Raw genomic sequence first — 16,199 nt, 5'->3', positions numbered from 1 at the left:
TTACGGCGGCCATAGCGGCAGGGAAACGCCCGGTCCCATTCCGAACCCGGAAGCTAAGCCTGCCAGCGCCGATGGTACTGCACTCGAGAGGGTGTGGGAGAGTAGGACACCGCCGAACACAACTTCACACGAAAGCCCCGGACCCCAGGTCCGGGGCTTTCCTGCATCCCCAGGGGGGGCACCACCCCACACCCCTACCCCCCAGACAAACCAGACAACCCCCGGGCAGCATCCACCACCAGCCGAGCACCTGGGGCTCCAACGAGATCTTCCAGCGAAACCAGTTCCCCTCTGGAGTCGGAGAGTGGAACGCGCCAATTGGGGTACTCGTCCGAGGTCCCCGGCATGTTCACGGGCCGGCGATCCCCGACCAGGTCCGCCACAGACACCGCAAGCAGGAGTGAGGGCGCCGCGGACAGGAAACGGTGCATTGCCACGACCAGATCCTCGGTGGTGTCGCCCTCGACGAGACCGCGAGCCCGGACGGCATCGGAGTAGGACCGGATCTCCAGCGAGGCGTCACGGCGTTCTTGATCGACGTCCCCCGTCAGCTGCCCCAGTGCCTCGCGGATGTCGACGTGGGCCAGGTCGAGATAGCCGGCGGTCGGCGGCAGGTCGTGCGTCGTGACCGACGCCATGCACAGACGGCGGTACTCCTCCGGTGGGAGCGGCCCATCGTCCTGCTGTTCGAACCACATCACCGAGGTGCCCAGGACCCCGCGCTCGGCCAACTCCTCGCGTACCCCTGGGGCGACCGTGCCCAGGTCCTCTCCGACCACCACCGCGCCGGCACGCGATGCCTCGAGGGCGAGTACGCCGAGCATCGCCTCCTGGTCGTAGTGGACATAGGTGCCCTCGGTGGGCGGACGGCCCGTGGGTATCCACCACAGGCGGAAGAGCCCGAGGATGTGGTCTATCCGAACGCCGCCCGAGTCCCTCAGCGCGGCCCGGACGATATCCCGGAACGGCCCGTACCCCTCCTCCGCGAGCGCGTCAGGACGCAATGGTGGCTGTGACCAGTCCTGTCCCCGCTGGTTGTAGGCATCGGGCGGTGCGCCGACGGTGACCCCACGGGCGAGAGACCGGTGCAGGGCCCACGCGTCGGCGCCGGTGGGATGGACTCCGACGGCGAGGTCGTGCAGGATCCCCAGGCGCATCCCCGCCGTGAGGGCTTCCTGCTGTGCCTGCGCCCGTTGTTGCGCGACGAGCCACTGCTGCCATTGGTGGAATCGGACCTCGCCGGAGTGATCGCGGGCGAAGACCGCCACCGCATCGGATTCCGGATCCTGCAGCCGCGCGGGCCAGCGCGACCAGTCCGGACCGTGCTCGGCCGCGAGAGCACACCAGGTGGCGAAGCGGTGCAGGCCCGGCCCCTGCTCGGATGTGAACGCCTCGAACTCCTCGGCCCGCTCACGCGACAGGGGAACCTCGAACATGATGCGTAGGGCGTCGAGCTTGGCAGCCCAGGAGGCATCTCTGTCGATGGAGTCGGCGGCGTTGCCCGGGTACCGGGACCGGGCGAGGTCGTCCACCTGCCGCCGGTCCCCGGGAGTGAGCGCCGAGTACTCCGCCACCTGTTCGGGGCGCAGGTACAGGGGCGAGGCGAACCTACGGGTGGTGGGAAGATAGGGCGAGGGTTCGACGGGCGGGAACGGCTCACCGGAGTGCATCGGGTTGACCAGCACGAAGTCGGCTCCGAGGTCCCGGCCCGCCCACCCGGCGAGTTCGGTCAGGTCGGCCAGATCGCCTACACCCCACGATCGCTGCGATCGGACCTGGTAGAGCTGCGTGGCCAGACCCACGGCTCGACGACTGTCGAGGTCGGCGGGCACCGGTACGGATCTCGGGGACACCAGCAGGGTGGCCTCGACGGTCCGCGACCGGCCGGGACCAGCGGTGGCACCGGGCGGGTCAGTGAGGACGACGGCGAGGCGGTGCCACCCCGGGGGCAGCGAAGCGGGGATCTCCACCCGCACGCGGTCCGTGAGCATCCCGTCGACGTCCCGCGACTCGAGCGGAGCGCCGGGGGATCCTAGGTCGAGTGCATCGGCGGAGTCCTCGAGATGCACCGAGAGGGTCACGGTGGCCCCGCGCGGGACGTGCACGTCGCACGCGGTGGCAATGCCCTGCCGGGCCACGACCGTCGGCGCGAGCACGCGTCGCCACGGGCGCAGACGTACATCCTCCAGTGCCGAGCGGACGGCGGTGCCGGTCTCGTCGTCGTCCCCGGTCCGTATACCCATGGCGGTGAGTACCGCGTGCAACGTCCGGGCCGAGATCTCCTGTCGGACACCGCGCGCGTCCTGGTAGCTCGTGGCGACCCCGCACGTCTCGGCGAGTTCGGCGAGGTCGGGGGATACGGCGTCGTTCAGGGTCACGTGTCGTCCTCGCGTGGGGTCGGGTGGCGGTGATCTCCCGGGCGCCGCCGGGGATCACGGTCCACTGTGCCACCGGAGCGGCTCGGGTGAGGTCCCGCCAGAAACGGACCGCAGTCCGAACCGTCCGGTGGGCACAACGTAGTGTGAAGCGGAACACGTATCAGCTCCGCCCAGAGAAAGGCCGTGGACCACCCATGACCGAGGCATTCATCTATGACGCCATCCGGACTCCGCGAGGCAAGGGCAAGCCTGGCGGCGCTCTGCACGGGGTCAAACCGATCGACCTGGTCGTCGGCCTCATCGAGGAGATGCGGCGACGCTTCCCCGATCTCGACGAGAACCGGATCTCCGACATCATCTACGGGATCGTCACCCCGACGGGGGATCAGGGCATGGACCTGCCGCGGATCGCCGCGCTGGCCGCCAAGATGCCCGACACCGTCGCGGGCGTGCAGATCAACCGCTTCTGCGCCTCCGGCCTGACCACGATCAACATGGCCGCGCAGAAGATCCGCTCCGGGTGGGACGAGGTCGTCCTCGCCGGTGGTGTCGAATCGATGTCCCGGGCGCCGATGGGCTCCGACGGTGGCGCCTGGGCCCTGGACCCGGCGACCAACTACGACACCTACTTCTCCCCGCAGGGGATCGGCGCCGATCTCATCGCCACCCTCGAGGGGTTCAGCCGAGAGGACGTGGACCGCTACGCCGAGCGCTCGCAGCGCCTGGCCGCCCGCGCGTGGGAAGAGGGGCGCTTCGCCAAGTCCGTCGTGCCCGTCAAGGACATCAACGGCGTCACCATCCTCGACCACGACGAGCACATGCGGCCCGGGACCACGGTCGAGAAGCTGGCCGGCCTCAAGCCGTCCTTCGCCATGGTCGGCGACATGGGCGGCTTCGACGCGGTGGCGCTGCAGAAGTACCACTGGGTCGAGGAGATCAACCACGTCCACCACGGTGGCAACTCGTCCGGCATCGTCGATGGTGCCGCGCTGGTGGTGGTCGGTTCGGAGAAGGCCGGCAAGGAGATGAACATGACGCCGCGCGCCCGGGTCGTGGCCGCTGCCACCTCGGGCGCCGACACCACGATCATGCTCACCGGCCCGACCCCGGCCGCGAAGAAGGCGCTCGAGATCGCCGGACTCACCCCGGACGACATCGACCTCTGGGAGCTCAACGAGGCCTTCGCCTCGGTCGTCCTGCGGTTCCAGAAGGACATGAACATCCCCGACGAGAAGCTCAACGTCAACGGCGGAGCCATCGCCATGGGACACCCCCTCGGTGCCACCGGTGCGATGATCACCGGCACCGTGCTCGACGAGCTCGAGCGCAGCGGCGGCAAGCGCGCCCTCGTCACGCTCTGCGTGGGCGGCGGCATGGGAGTCGCCACCATCATCGAGCGCGTCTGATCCGCCCCACCGACACCACAGTCATACAGGAGTAATAAACCAGTGAGCGAAAACATGTTCCGGTGGGAGCAGGACGGCGATGGCATCGTCACCCTCACCATGGATGACCCCGACCACGGCGCCAACACCATGAACGCCCGTTTCATCGACGACTTCTCCGAGACCGTCGGCCGTATCGAGGCGGAGAAGGAGACCATCAAGGGCGTCGTGCTGACCTCGGCCAAGAAGAGCTTCTTCGGCGGTGGCGACCTCAAGTCCATGATCAAGGCGGGCCCCGAGGACGCCGAGCAGCTGTTCGAGCGGTCCATGGGGATCAAGGGGCGCATGCGCGCCCTCGAGACCTGCGGCGTTCCGGTCGTGGCCGCCATCAACGGAGCCGCGCTCGGCGGAGGGCTCGAGCTCGCGCTCGCCTGCCACCACCGCGTCATGGCCGATGCCCGCGGCGCCAAGGTCGGCCTGCCCGAGGTCACCCTCGGCTTGCTGCCCGGCGGCGGCGGCATCGTCCGCGCCGTGCGGATGTTCGGCCTGGCCCAGGCCGTGCCCAACATCCTCATGTCGGGCCGGTCCTTCGCGCCCGCCAAGGCGCTCGACGCCGGTCTCGTCGACGAGGTGGTGGAGCCCGAGAAGTTGATCGACGCGGCCAAGGCGTGGATCAACGGCGAGCCCGAGGCGAGCCAGCCGTGGGATCGCACGGGGTGGACGCTGCCCGGGGGCACGGTCGAGGACCGCGCCCTCAGCTCGGTGCTCCCGTCCTTCCCCGCCAACATGCGCAAGCAGACCAAGGGCGCGCCCTCCCCGGCGCCCCGGGCGATCATGGCCGCGGCCGTCGAGGGCTCGCAGGTGGACTTCGCCACCGCCGAGAAGATCGAGGCGCGCTACTTCGTCTCGCTCGTCACCGGCACCGTGGCCAAGAACATGATCCAGGCCTTCTTCTTCGACATGCAGCACTGCTCCTCCGGCGGTGCGCGTCCCAAGGCCGCGGACGGCTCGGAGATCCCCAAGACCGAGTTCACGAAGGTCGGCGTCCTGGGCGCCGGCATGATGGGCGCGGGCATCGCCTACGTCTGCGCCAAGGCCGGCATCGAGGTCGTGCTCAAGGACGTCGAGCAGGCCTCCGCCGACAAGGGCAAGGCGTACTCGGAGAAGATCGAGGCCAAGGCGCTCGAGCGGGGTCGCACCACGCAGGAGAAGTCCGACGCGCTGCTCGCGCGGATCACCCCGGCGGTGGACCCGCAGGCCCTGGCCGGCTGCGACCTCGTGATCGAGGCCGTCTTCGAGTCGCCCGAGCTGAAGAAGAAGGTCTTCCAGGAGATCCAGGACGTCGTCAACCCGGACGCGCTGTTGGGATCCAACACCTCGACGCTGCCCATCACCGATCTGGCGACGGGCGTCACGCGGCCCGAGGACTTCATCGGCCTGCATTTCTTCTCGCCCGTCGACAAGATGCAGCTGGTGGAGATCATCAAGGGTGAGAAGACCACCCCGGAGACTCTGGCCAAGGCCATCGACCTGACCCTGCAGATCCGCAAGATCCCGATCGTGGTCAACGACTCGCGTGGCTTCTACACCTCCCGGGTCATCGGCACGTTCGTCAACGAGGCGATCGGCATGCTCGACGAGGGCATCGAGCCGTCGACCATCGAGCAGGCCGGACGCATCGCCGGCTACCCGGCGGCGCCGTTGCAGCTGTCCGACGAACTGAACCTCAACCTCATGGTCAAGATCCGTCAGGCCACCCGTGAGGCGGAGGAGGCCGAGGGTACGGAGTACGTGCCCAGCGCCTCCGACCGCGTGGTGCTCAAGATGGTCGAGGAGCTCGAGCGGTCCGGCCGCGCCGCCGGCGCGGGCTTCTACGACTACGCCGACGGCAAACGCGCCGGCATCTGGTCGGGTCTGCGCGAGGCGTTCAACACCTCACCGGACAACGCCCCGCCGCTGCAGGACCTCGTGGACCGCATGCTCTTCGCGGAGGTGCTCGAGACGCAGAAGTGCATCGACGAGGGTGTGATCGTGGATGACGCGGACGCCAACATCGGGTCCATCATCGGGATCGGGTTCCCGGCGTGGACCGGCGGTACCCGCCAGTACGCCAAGAACTACGCGGCACCGGGTGAGAAGGTCGCCTCGGGCTACAAGGGCTTCGTCGCCCGCGCCGAGGAGCTGGCCGCGACGTACGGCGAGCGCTTCGCGCCCACCGAGTCGCTGAAGAAGGCGGCGGCCGAGCAGGCCTGACCGCCGTCCGCGGTCACATCGGACCGCGCGCACGCGATGCGGCCGTCCCCGATACCGGGGGCGGCCGCATCGTTCTTTTCACCCGAATCTGGGAATGGTCTTAGGGGCCTCGGGTGACGGGCTCGCGCCGTCGCGGACGGGGTATCCACCGGGAAATGACGCGCTGTACTGCCGGTTTCCGTATTAGGTAAGCCTGTCCAATAAAAGGTTAGGCTCACCTCAGTTCAAATGCTATCGTTGCCGCATGTTCAGACAGCGCACAGGCTCGCTCCGGTTGGCCGTCGTCGCCGTGCTGGCTCTCGCCCTGACCTCCTGCGGCGTCGCGACCGGGCTCGGTGGCGGCCCCGAGACGATCTCCGGGATCCCGCTGGCGTCAGAGGTCACGGCGACCGAGGACCCGCGATCCTTCACCGGCGAGCTCGCACTCGAGTTGGTCGACGATCCGGTCGACCCCGTCGCCACCGACCCTGTCCCGCAGCTGCCGGCCGTGATCACCGACAACCAGGGCACGGCGGTCGAGGTGGCGGACGTCTCGCGGATCCTGCCCCTGGACATCTACGGCACTATCTCGCGCATCGTCTTCGAGCTCGGTCTCGGCGACAACGTGATCGGCCGCGACATCTCCTCGTCATTCCCCGAGATCGCCGACCGGCCGCTCGTCACGCAGGACGGTCACCAGCTCAATGCAGAGGCGATCCTCGAGCTCGACCCCAGCGTGATCATCACGGACACCTCGCTCGGTCCGTGGGACGTGATCCTGCAACTGCGTGACGCGGGGGTCCCCGTCGTCGTAGTCGACTCCCACCGGTCCCCGGACAACGTCGAGGCCCTCACGCAGTCCGTCGCCGACGGCCTCGGGGTCCCCGGCGAGGGGCGCGAACTGGCCGAGCGCACCCGCGCGAGGATCCTCGAGACCGAGGAGTCGATCCGGGGGATCGTCCCCGAGTCCGAGACCACCCGGTTGCGCACGGTGTTCCTCTACGCCCGTGGATCGGCCGGCGTCTACTACATGTTCGGTCAGGACAGTGGCGCGGACGAGTTGATCACCGCCGCGGGCGGTTACGACGTCTCCTCGGAGGTCGGGTGGAAGGGCGCCAAGCCCGCCAACGACGAGGGGCTCATCGCCGCCCAGCCGGACGTCATCGTGATGATGAACAAGGGCCTGGAGTCCGTCGGCGGCGTGGACGGTCTCCTCGAGAGGTTCCCGGCCATGGCCCAGACCCCCGCCGGGACAAACCGACGGGTCATCGCGATGAACGACGACCTGGTCCTGTCCTTCGGTACCCGGACCCCCGCCGTGCTCAACGCGCTCGCGGTGGCCCTCTACGCCCCCGACGAGCTGTGACGCTCACCGACGTGCCGCGGACCGCGCGGCCCGCCACCGACCCCGGCCTCGACCGGGCTCGCGGCGGGGCCAACCGCATGCTGACCGGTGGCCTGCTGGTCGCCGGGCTGACCGTGACCCTCGCCGTCCTGGCAGTGGTGGCCGCGGCCTCCGGCCAACTGTCCATCCCGGCGAGCGAAGTGGCCTCCGGGTTCCTTCGCGGGATCGGACTCGACATCGGGCCCGCCGCGAGCCATCCCCGGGCCGACGCCACGCTGTGGAGCGTCCGCTTCCCGCGGGTGGCCATGGCGATGGTCGTGGGCGCGGCCCTCGCGGTGGCCGGGGCGCTGATGCAGGGCGCCTTCGGCAACCCGCTCGCCGAGCCCAGCGTGGTGGGGGTGTCCGCCGGCGCGGCCGTGGGTGCGGCGTCCGCGATCGTGTTCGGGTTGACCTCCTTCGGCGCCTGGACCAGCGTGGTCTGCGCTTTCGTCGCCGGCATCATCACCACCACCGCCGTGTACCTGTTCAGCCGCACCGGCGGCCGGACAGAGGTCGTGACCCTCGTCCTGACCGGGATCGCCGTCAACGCGGTGGCCGGGGCCGCGCTCGCGTTCCTCATGTTCCTCGGCGACACCCAGGCCCGCGAGGAGATCGTGTTCTGGCAGCTGGGCAGTCTGAACGGCAGCCGATGGGAACACGTCCTGGTGGTGGCGCCGCTGGCGCTGCTCGGAGTGGTGCTGGCGGCCCGCCTGGCGCGGCCGTTGGATCTGTTGTCCCTGGGTGAGCGACCGGCACGGCACCTGGGCGTGAACGTGGAGCGCCTCCGGATCATCTCGATCCTGCTCGTCGGTCTGCTCACGGCCGCCGCGGTCAGCTTCTGCGGAATCGTCGCCTTCGTCGGCCTGGTGGTGCCGCACCTCATCCGCATGATCGCCGGGCCCGGGCACCGGCTGCTGCTGCCGGCGTCGGCACTGGGCGGCGCGGTGTGCCTGCTCGCGGCGGACCTGCTCGCCCGCACCGCTGTGAACTACGCGGAGCTGCCGCTGGGCATGGTCACCGCCGCCGTGGGCGGGCCGTTCTTCTTCTGGCTACTGCACCGCACCCGTCGCACCGCGGGAGGGTGGGGATGACCGTCAACGGAAGGCGTGTCCCGGTGCTGTCCGCCGAGGGCGTCACGGTACGGATCGGCGGTCGGGTCCTGCTCGACGCCGTGGACCTGGACGTCCACGCGGGGGAGGTGCTCGCGCTGGTCGGCCCGAACGGTGCCGGAAAGTCCACGCTCCTCGGCGTGATCGCGGGCGATACCCAGCCGGACCGGGGGCGCACCGTGCTCGACGGGACCGACCTGCGGCGCTGGCGCCTCGGCGACCTCGCCCGCCGCCGCGCCCTGCTCACCCAGGCCAACTCGGTGGCCTTCCCCTTCACCGTGCGTGAGGTCGTGGCGATGGGGCGCGCCCCCTGGGCGTCGCTGCCCGAGGGCGACGACGACGAGGCGATCATCGAGGAGTCGTTGGCCGCCACCGACACCACCCATCTGCACTCCCGGACCTTCCCGACGCTGTCCGGGGGCGAGAAGGCGCGGGCCTCCCTCTCCAGGGCGCTGGCCCAGCGGGCCGGCGTGCTGCTCCTGGACGAGCCCACCGCGGCCGTGGACCTACGCCATCAGGAGATCGTCCTGGAACTCGCACGGACCGTCGCCGACGGCGGGGGCGCGGTGGTGGTGGTGCTGCACGACCTCGAGCTGGCGGCGGCCTGGTCCGACCGGTTGGTCATGATCTCGGACGGCCGGATCCGCGCCGCGGGCCCACCCCACCAGGTGCTCACCGCCGAGCTCGTCGAGGAGGTCTATCGGCAACCGGTCCTCGTGCACCGGCACCCCGTCACCGGCGATCTGCTGGTCACCCCGGACCGACGCGGTTCCCGCCCCACCCGGACGCCGGTGGCGCCCGCTGCCGGGGCGGCCCTCGACTCGGCCTTCGTCAAGGAGTTCTCGTGACCCACACCCGGTCAACTGCAGTGCGGGCCACCGTGGTCCGGATCCTCACGGTCCTGGCGGTGGCGCTGCTCGGTACCGCCGCTCTCGCGGTTCTCACCGAGGCTCCGGCGAACGCCGCCGCGCGCCTGTCGGCATCCAGTTCGCTCGGGGGCGCCGTCGCGTCGACCTCGGGCCGGACCGGGTTCACGGTGTCGGGGTCGGGGTTCCAGGCGATCGAGGGCGGTTTCGGCGGCGTGTACGTCGCATTCGGTTGGGTCGACGGGTCCGGCTGGGGGCCGTCGAAGGGTGGGTCCACAGGTCGGACCTACGACTACATGCCGGATGAGCAGTCGCGCAGCAACCAGGGGTTCCAGGCGTTCATCGCGTTCCCCGGATCATCGACGGCAGGTGAAGCACAGGGGACCATGGGCGCCGACGGGTCGTTCCGGGTGAACCTCACCGTCCCCGGCCCCACGTTCACCGGAGCGGGCGGAAAGAGCATCGACTGCACCGAGGTCACCTGCGGATTCCTCACCTGGGGCGCGCACGGCGTGCGGAACGGCGCGAACGAGACCTTCACCCCCGTCACCTTCCGCGGCGGTGCGTCGACGCCGGCAGCCGAGACCCCGGCTGCCGAGGCGCCGGAAGCGAACGCGCCGGCGGGGCGTCCCGCCACCGCCGGTCGTGCCGCCGTCCGCTCCCGCGCCGGCGCTCCGGCGCAGGCCGCCTCGGCTCCCGGCGCGGGATCCCCGCAGCAGCAGGCCGGTTCCGAGGCCGGGGTGGGCGGCGCGGACACCGGGACGGGAGGCGGGAACGCCGCAGACGGTGCCACGACCGACGGCGTCCCCGCCGCGGCGCCCGGGGGGACCACGTCCGCGGTGATCGAGGTCGACAGGAAGGCCGCCCGGCCGGGTGGCGCGATGGGCTTCGCTGCAGCGGGGTTCTGGCCGGGTGAGCAGGTGTACGTGGTGCTCGGCGACGGGGACGCGGCCGTGGGCCCGGTGCTCGCGGGAGTCGACGGCGAGGTGGCCGGGGTGCTCTCGCTGCCCGGGGAGATGGAGCCGGGCACCCACGAGATCCGGGCTGCCGGTGCCGGTTCCGGCCTGGAGGCGACCGAGAGGTTCGCGGTGCGGACGGATATCTCCCCGACCGCCGGGTCCTCTGGTCTCAGTCGCTCCGCGGGGTGGGTCTTCCTCGCCCTCGCCGCCCTGGCGCTGCTCGCCGTCGCCGCGGTCGCGGTGAATCGCCGGATCCTCGCGAAGTCGGGTGAGCGCGTCACCGCGGAAGCCGACACAGCGGACGCCGGTGCCGCGGAGGGCGATACAGCGGAGGCCGACACCGCCGAGGCCGGGGAGGGGGATCCCCTCGGCCCGACCGAGCGGGACGACCACCCGCTCACGCCGTACCCCCACCCGGCCATGGCCGGGCACTCCGATCAGACCACGACCGTTCTCGAGCAGAGGGACCCCCGATGAACAGGCAGTTGTACCCGACCTCCCGCCCGGTTACGGCATTGGCCCTGGTGCTCGCCCTCGTGCTGGCGGCGCTGATGGGTGCTCCCGCGGCTCGTGCGCAGGGCTCGGTCCTCGAGCTGACCGACGCCCAGTTCCGGTGGGGGCTCACCAAGCAGAGCTCCGGGCCCAGCCACGGTCCCGGGCTGAACTTCCTCTCGGCAGGGGACAGCTCGTCGGCGCTCGCCGGATCCGGGGCGACGATCACCGAGCAGACCTGGAATGCCACGTCGGGCGACGTGACGATCGAGAAGCGATCGGCCGGGGGCGCCGCGACGACCGCCACCTGGGCGGGCACGCAGACCGACCAGTCCGGCAGGCCGATCCGCGACGCCTCGTCCAGCAGGTACAGCGGTCTCGAGGCGGTCTTCGACGAGGGCACCGGAACCGTCGACGCCGAGGCGGGGACCGCCGAGATCGAGTGGGAGGGGACCGTTTCGGTCCTGTACTACTCGGGTCTGGTCTTCCTCAGCATCACCGACCCCGTCCTCACCGTCACGCCCACGAGGGCGGTCGTCACCGCGACCCTGGGCGGGCACCGGAGCTCGCAGGACAACCCGGAGGTGTCGGTTCCGATCCCGTCCCACACGGCTGTCATCGCGAACCTGCCCCGCGATAGCGTCGAGTTGGATGGGGAAAAGGGGTTCTCCGTGACCCCGGAATACCTCGGGGTGTCATACTCCGCCGAAGCCGGCGAAACCCCTCAGGCCAGGAATGGCACTCACTGGGGATCATTCCCCGAAGAATTCGTGGACTTTGCCACGGACGCCGGCTCCGGAGCTTTCTGGTATTCCACCGGTACATCCGATGAGTCGAAGCCGGCCCTCCCGATTGCGGTGAGTTGGAATTCCTCCGAACCCGAGGAGATGCCGGATTCCGGGAATTCACAGGGAATGCTCGGTCAGGTCATCGACCGGACCGTCGAGGACATCCTCCGGGCGGCGGGCACCGACATCAGCGATACCGCCGCAGCGTGGATGGACGAGGCGTGGAAACCCGCCCAGCCCGGTGCTGGGCAGGCGTCCCGGGACGCGGCGGTCCCCGACCGGGCGCCCGCTCCCGACTCCTCCGCCGGTGGACAGGTCGACGAGGTGTTCGGCCAGCACCACGCCGAGTCCTACACAGCGGGTGCGCCGATGACGGCCGGCACCGTCGGTGGGACGGTCGCATCGATCCCGGCGATGTCCACCGGTACGGCGCCAGGCGGTTCCTCCCCAGGTGGTTCCGGGTCCGGGGCCCCGGCACCCGCCCCGCTCTCGGACCAGTCGACGATCCCGGTGGCGGCGAACGCGCCGCTCCAGGGCTCCGACGTGGTCTACGCACAGACTTCCGCCTCCCGAGAGGCGGGAAACCCCACCCACCAATGGCAGTGGTGGGTGGGGGCCGCATTGCTCGCGCTCGCGGCAGTGCTGTTCTACCAGACAGTTCGACGAAAGGACTGATGTGAAGTCATCTCGATCCCGGCTCGCGCTCGCCGGTCGACGGGGCACGGTGATGGGGGCAGCGATCGCGCTGCTCGCCGGAGTCGTCGCCGCCCCGGCGGCCCACGCTGAACCCACCACCCCGACGGCAACCGTCTCCGACGCCTCGCTGGTGTGGGGGATCAGCGGATACGCCCAGGTCGGCGCCACCTCGTTCTTCGGACCGTGGCGCATCTTCGACGCGGTCGGAGACGCGGAGGTCCTCCAGGGTTCCGTGTCCGGCGGTACGCAGACCGAATATGCGCCCGCACCCTTCCCGGCGACCTCGCTACCGACGAGTCTGAACGGGAAGACCCCGAACGCGGTCAAGTTCACCGACGGGGAGGGTGCACGTGATGAGAGCGGCACCGTCACCATCGACTGGGACGGTGACTTCACGTTCAACGGGTACCCGGCGAGTTTCAACGCACCCGACGAGAAGCTCTCGGACCCGACGCTGACCGTCAACGCCGACGGTTCCGGATCCCTCGCGTTCGAGGTCATCATCGGCGCGGCCCAGGACATGGACGGCAACCCGACGCCGGAGGTCAACGCCGGCCGCAAGAACGTCGTGACGTTCGGCCAGGGGGCGGCGAGTGTCGCCGAGGACGGCACCGTCACCCTCGCGCCGCAGTACGCGGGAGTCGAGTACGACGGTGATGGCGGGCAGGCGCGCGACTGCGCCGCTCCGGACGTGTGGGGCGCATGGCCCTCCGAGTTCATCAGCGCCATCGGCCAGTCGGTTCGTCCGCACTACTACAGCACCGGCTGCGGTGGCCTGAACAACGCCAAGGCGCCACTGCCTGTGCAGATCGCCTATGACCTGACCGAGGACGAGACCCAGAACCCGATCGGCGACCCGCAGATCCAGGTCTCGCAGACGACCCTCCCGGAGGATGGGGAGCACCAGGTGACCGTCACCGGCACCGGGTTCAACGACCCGTCCGTCGTGGGCACGCGCCCGCCGCTTGCAGGCCAGCCGTCCGGCGCGTACGTGGTCTTCGGCAAGTTCGCCGACCAGTGGAAGCCCTCGGCCGGCGCGGCGTCGACCGCTCGAAAGGTGATCGATCAGCGCTGGGCCCTGCCCGAGCCGAGCTTCACGGCGCAGGGGGGCGAGCTGCCCTACATCGAGATCGCCGCCGACGGCAGCTTCACCGCTGTCCTGACGGTTTCGAAGGCCCAGGCGGACGCGGTGGGCAACTACGGCATCTACACGTACCCGGCCGGTGGCGCCACCAAGGCCTCGTATGAGCAGTCCGTTCCGATCACCTTCACGCCGACCGACGACGGCGATGATGATGACGACGACTCCGGCACCATCGGTGGCGGGTCGCTCGCCGGCATGACGAACCTGTTCGGAAGCCTCATGTAGCAACCGCGCGACTCACGGGGACGGCCCCGACGCCCCTCACGGGCGTCGGGGCCGTCCCCGTCGTGGCAGTTCAGGGCGTCGGTCAGCGGATGCCCGCGGCCTCCAGGTCGACGAAGATCCGGTGGTTCAGCTCGAAAGCCCGGGTGGCGGCAGCGAGGGCGGACGCGCGGTCGGCCTCGCTCAGCGCGAGCGCGTCGAGCGCGGCCCGGTAGCCGTCCTTGTAGACCTTCGGCTTGGCGATGTCGAACTCGTAGAAGCTCAAGCCCTCCTCGAGACCGTAGTGGCGGCGCACCATGGTCTTGATGATCTGCCCGCCGGAGAGATCGCCCAGGTAACGGACGTAATGGTGACCGATGAGGGCCGCGGGGTCCGAGGCGCACGCGCGGAGCTCCGCCGCGTACATCTCGGCGGCGGGGACCAGGACGTCGCAGGAGCGACCCTGCACGCGGTGCGCCTCGAGGTCGGCGTGCAGGGCGGCGGTCCGCTCCAGCCGCGGGTCGAGGATCGCTGCCAGGCGTGGGTCCGAACCGACCCGGCGGCACGCGTCCTCGAGTGCCTCGTAGACGGGAAGGGACTGCCGGAGAAGGGCGACGAGACCGTCCGGGGTGCCCTCGCCGGACATCAGGCGGGTGATGAACGGGGCGTTCTCGGCCTGTTCGTGCGCCACCATCGTCGAGTCGTGTAATGCTCTCGACAGAGGGGCGGAAATGGTCGTCTCCATTGATCCTCCGGGCTAGTTAGGGTTGCCTAATGAGAGTACGGCAACCATTAAGGGATAGCCATACCGAGGGCAACAATTCACGGAGTCCCGAAAGGCCGACAACGAAGGCGGAACATAGCGGAGGGAACGCGGAATGAATGATCTCGTCACCGCTGACGAATTGTCTCCGGGCCACCGCGTCGAACTCGGATTCCTCACGCTGACGGAGGAGGAGATCGTCCGGTTCGCCGAACAGTGGGACCCACAGTGGTTCCACACCGATCCGGTGGCCGCCGCGGGCGGGCACCACGGTGGCGTGATCGCCAGCGGGATCCACACACTGGCCGTGCTCCAGCGACTCTGCGTGGAGGCGATCTACACGAGGTGGGCGGTGATCGCGGGTCGCGGTTTCGACCGGCTGCGCTTCACCGCACCGGTGCGTCCGGGGGACACCCTGACCGGCTCGGTGCAGATCTCCGACGTGAGCCTCGACGAGACCAGGGGCCGGGTGCAGCTGGAGATGGAGATGCGGTGCCGTGACGGCGGGACGGTACTCACGGCCTCCATGACCGTGTATTTGTGGCGCCGCGGCCACGGCCCCGCCGCTCCCACCGTCCCCGCCGCCCGGACGGCCGCCGGGGACGGGAGCGGGACGGGTGGACCGGTGTGAAGGCGGTCAGCCCCCGGCGGCGGCGACCCTCCCCATCCGGGTGAACGCCTCTGTCAGGAGTTCCTCCGAGCACGCGAAGTTCACGCGCGCGAACCCCTTTCCCTGGGAGCCGAAGGCGGGCCCGTTGCTCAGGGCGACCCGGCCGTGCTCCAGGAACGCCGCGGCGGGATCCTCCCCGAGACCCGGGTACGCGCGCAGGTCGAGCCACGCCACGAAACCGGCGTCGGGGCGGCGCCAGCGCGCGCGGGGCAGGTGCTCGGCCATGAGCCGCTCCATCAGGTCGAGATTGGAGGCCAGGGCGGCGCGGAGCTCGTCCAACCAGTCGAGGGACTCCGTCAGTGCGGCCTCGGCAGCGAGTGCGCCGAAGTGCCCCACCGCCCCCGACAGCGCGGAGCGCCGGACCTCGAACCGCTGCGGGTTGCCGTTGACGACGAACGCGCACTTGAGGCCGGCCAGATTGAAGGCCTTGGAGGCCGACGAGATGGCAAGCCCCACCTCGCGGGCGGTCTCGGAGACGGCGAGGAAGGACCGGAACCCGACCCCCGGCATGGTCAGGGGCGCCCAGATCTCGTCGGAGACCACCACGGCGTCGTACCGCGCGGCCAGGTCGGCGAGCGCGGCCAGATCCTCGTCGGAGTGCAGTACACCGGTGGGATTGTGCGGGTGGCTGAGGAGCACGCCACGCGCTCCGTCGACGAGCGCGCGCTCGACGCCCGCCAGGTCCAGGCGCGGGTCCTCGCCGTCGTGGTCGACCAGCGGCACCGCGACCGGCGACATCCCCACGCGCCGGATCCACGGGGCGAACGGCATGTACACCGGCGGTGTGTAGACCACGCCGCTGCCGGCCGGCAGGACCCGAGCGAGCGATTCGCGCACGCCCACGCCGACGTCGTTGACCGGCACCACCGATCCGTCGGGGACGTAGTAGCCGAACCGGGAGTAGTAGCGGGCGCACACGCTGGCGAGTCGCTCGATCTCGGCGAAGTACCCGGTGTCGCCGTCGGCCACGGCGGCGGCGAGACGCTCCCGGATCGCCGGGGCCAGCAGGACGTCGGTCTCCGCGACGAACAGTGGCAGGACGTCCTCCGGGTAGGCCACCCACTTCTGGCTGTGGCGCCTACGCAGGTCGCATTCGGGGACATCCAGGGGAAACGGCACGGCGGGGGATCCT

At 70.2% G+C, this 16,199-nt stretch carries 12 protein-coding genes and 1 rRNA gene; 10 read left to right on the top strand and 3 right to left on the bottom strand.

Annotation, left to right across the window (positions count from 1 at the left end; translation table 11 throughout):
- The first annotated feature begins 1 nt into the window (after position 1).
- Positions 2-118, top strand: a 5S ribosomal RNA gene (rrf, locus tag NJE57_RS08100).
- 76 nt (positions 119-194) lie between these two features.
- Here rrf and malQ read toward each other — a convergent pair.
- Positions 195-2,378: a 4-alpha-glucanotransferase gene (gene malQ, locus NJE57_RS08095; protein WP_319027870.1), complete on the bottom strand. Its 2,184-nt coding sequence runs from the start codon at positions 2,376-2,378 to the stop codon at positions 195-197.
- A gap of 194 nt (positions 2,379-2,572) precedes the next feature.
- On the opposite strand from malQ, the gene NJE57_RS08090 reads away from it, so the two are divergent.
- From NJE57_RS08090 to NJE57_RS08055, 8 genes are all read left to right on the top strand, one after another.
- Positions 2,573-3,784 carry an acetyl-CoA C-acetyltransferase gene (locus NJE57_RS08090; protein WP_319027869.1) on the top strand — a complete coding sequence of 404 codons (1,212 nt, stop codon included), beginning with the start codon at positions 2,573-2,575 and terminating at the stop codon, positions 3,782-3,784.
- 42 nt (positions 3,785-3,826) lie between these two features.
- Positions 3,827-6,016 carry a 3-hydroxyacyl-CoA dehydrogenase NAD-binding domain-containing protein gene (locus tag NJE57_RS08085; RefSeq protein ID WP_319027868.1) on the top strand — a complete coding sequence of 730 codons (2,190 nt, stop codon included), beginning with the start codon at positions 3,827-3,829 and terminating at the stop codon, positions 6,014-6,016.
- A 244-nt stretch (positions 6,017-6,260) separates the two neighbouring features.
- Entirely contained in the window at positions 6,261-7,361 is a 1,101-nt protein-coding gene (locus NJE57_RS08080) for a heme/hemin ABC transporter substrate-binding protein (protein ID WP_319027867.1), read from the top strand.
- Positions 7,358-8,470, top strand: coding sequence for an iron ABC transporter permease (locus tag NJE57_RS08075; RefSeq protein ID WP_319027866.1), 1,113 nt, complete (start codon positions 7,358-7,360; stop codon positions 8,468-8,470). Before NJE57_RS08080 ends, NJE57_RS08075 begins: the two co-directional genes overlap by 4 nt.
- Positions 8,467-9,336, top strand: a complete 870-nt coding sequence (locus NJE57_RS08070) for a heme ABC transporter ATP-binding protein (protein ID WP_319027865.1) — start codon at positions 8,467-8,469, stop codon at positions 9,334-9,336. The genes NJE57_RS08075 and NJE57_RS08070 overlap by 4 nt, the downstream gene beginning before the upstream one ends.
- Positions 9,333-10,790: a hypothetical protein gene (locus NJE57_RS08065; protein WP_319027864.1), complete on the top strand. Its 1,458-nt coding sequence runs from the start codon at positions 9,333-9,335 to the stop codon at positions 10,788-10,790. Before NJE57_RS08070 ends, NJE57_RS08065 begins: the two co-directional genes overlap by 4 nt.
- Entirely contained in the window at positions 10,787-12,268 is a 1,482-nt protein-coding gene (locus NJE57_RS08060; protein ID WP_319027863.1) for a hypothetical protein, read from the top strand. The genes NJE57_RS08065 and NJE57_RS08060 overlap by 4 nt, the downstream gene beginning before the upstream one ends.
- A gap of 1 nt (position 12,269) precedes the next feature.
- Positions 12,270-13,658 carry a hypothetical protein gene (locus NJE57_RS08055; protein ID WP_319027862.1) on the top strand — a complete coding sequence of 463 codons (1,389 nt, stop codon included), beginning with the start codon at positions 12,270-12,272 and terminating at the stop codon, positions 13,656-13,658.
- Between the two features lie 82 nt (positions 13,659-13,740).
- On the opposite strand, the gene NJE57_RS08050 is transcribed toward NJE57_RS08055, so the two are convergent.
- Positions 13,741-14,379 (bottom strand): biliverdin-producing heme oxygenase, encoded by a 639-nt coding sequence (locus NJE57_RS08050; protein ID WP_319027861.1) that lies wholly within the window; start codon positions 14,377-14,379, stop codon positions 13,741-13,743.
- A 133-nt stretch (positions 14,380-14,512) separates the two neighbouring features.
- Here NJE57_RS08050 and NJE57_RS08045 point away from each other — a divergent pair, with 133 nt between their 5' ends.
- Entirely contained in the window at positions 14,513-15,028 is a 516-nt protein-coding gene (locus NJE57_RS08045; protein ID WP_319027860.1) for a MaoC/PaaZ C-terminal domain-containing protein, read from the top strand.
- A gap of 6 nt (positions 15,029-15,034) precedes the next feature.
- Here the strand turns inward: NJE57_RS08045 and NJE57_RS08040 are convergent, their stop codons facing one another.
- Positions 15,035-16,186 (bottom strand): MalY/PatB family protein, encoded by a 1,152-nt coding sequence (locus tag NJE57_RS08040; protein WP_319027859.1) that lies wholly within the window; start codon positions 16,184-16,186, stop codon positions 15,035-15,037.
- Between the last annotated feature and the right edge of the window lie 13 nt (positions 16,187-16,199).

It is taken from the genome of Dietzia sp. PP-33 (assembly GCF_033790845.1).
GTDB lineage: Bacteria > Actinomycetota > Actinomycetes > Mycobacteriales > Mycobacteriaceae > Dietzia.
Note: the sequence above shows the minus strand (reverse complement) of the source record. Positions and strands in the feature narration are given on the sequence as shown.

Bases quoted from the DNA above. Each gene is read 5' to 3' on its own strand.
- NJE57_RS08080 (WP_319027867.1), top strand. From the start codon at position 6,261: ATGTTCAGACAGCGCACAGGCTCGCTCCGGTTGGCCGTCGTCGCCGTG.
- NJE57_RS08090 (WP_319027869.1), top strand. From the start codon at position 2,573: ATGACCGAGGCATTCATCTATGACGCCATCCGGACTCCGCGAGGCAAG.
- NJE57_RS08045 (WP_319027860.1), top strand. From the start codon at position 14,513: ATGAATGATCTCGTCACCGCTGACGAATTGTCTCCGGGCCACCGCGTC.
- NJE57_RS08060 (WP_319027863.1), top strand. From the start codon at position 10,787: ATGAACAGGCAGTTGTACCCGACCTCCCGCCCGGTTACGGCATTGGCC.
- NJE57_RS08070 (WP_319027865.1), top strand. From the start codon at position 8,467: ATGACCGTCAACGGAAGGCGTGTCCCGGTGCTGTCCGCCGAGGGCGTC.
- NJE57_RS08050 (WP_319027861.1), bottom strand. From the start codon at position 14,379: ATGGAGACGACCATTTCCGCCCCTCTGTCGAGAGCATTACACGACTCG.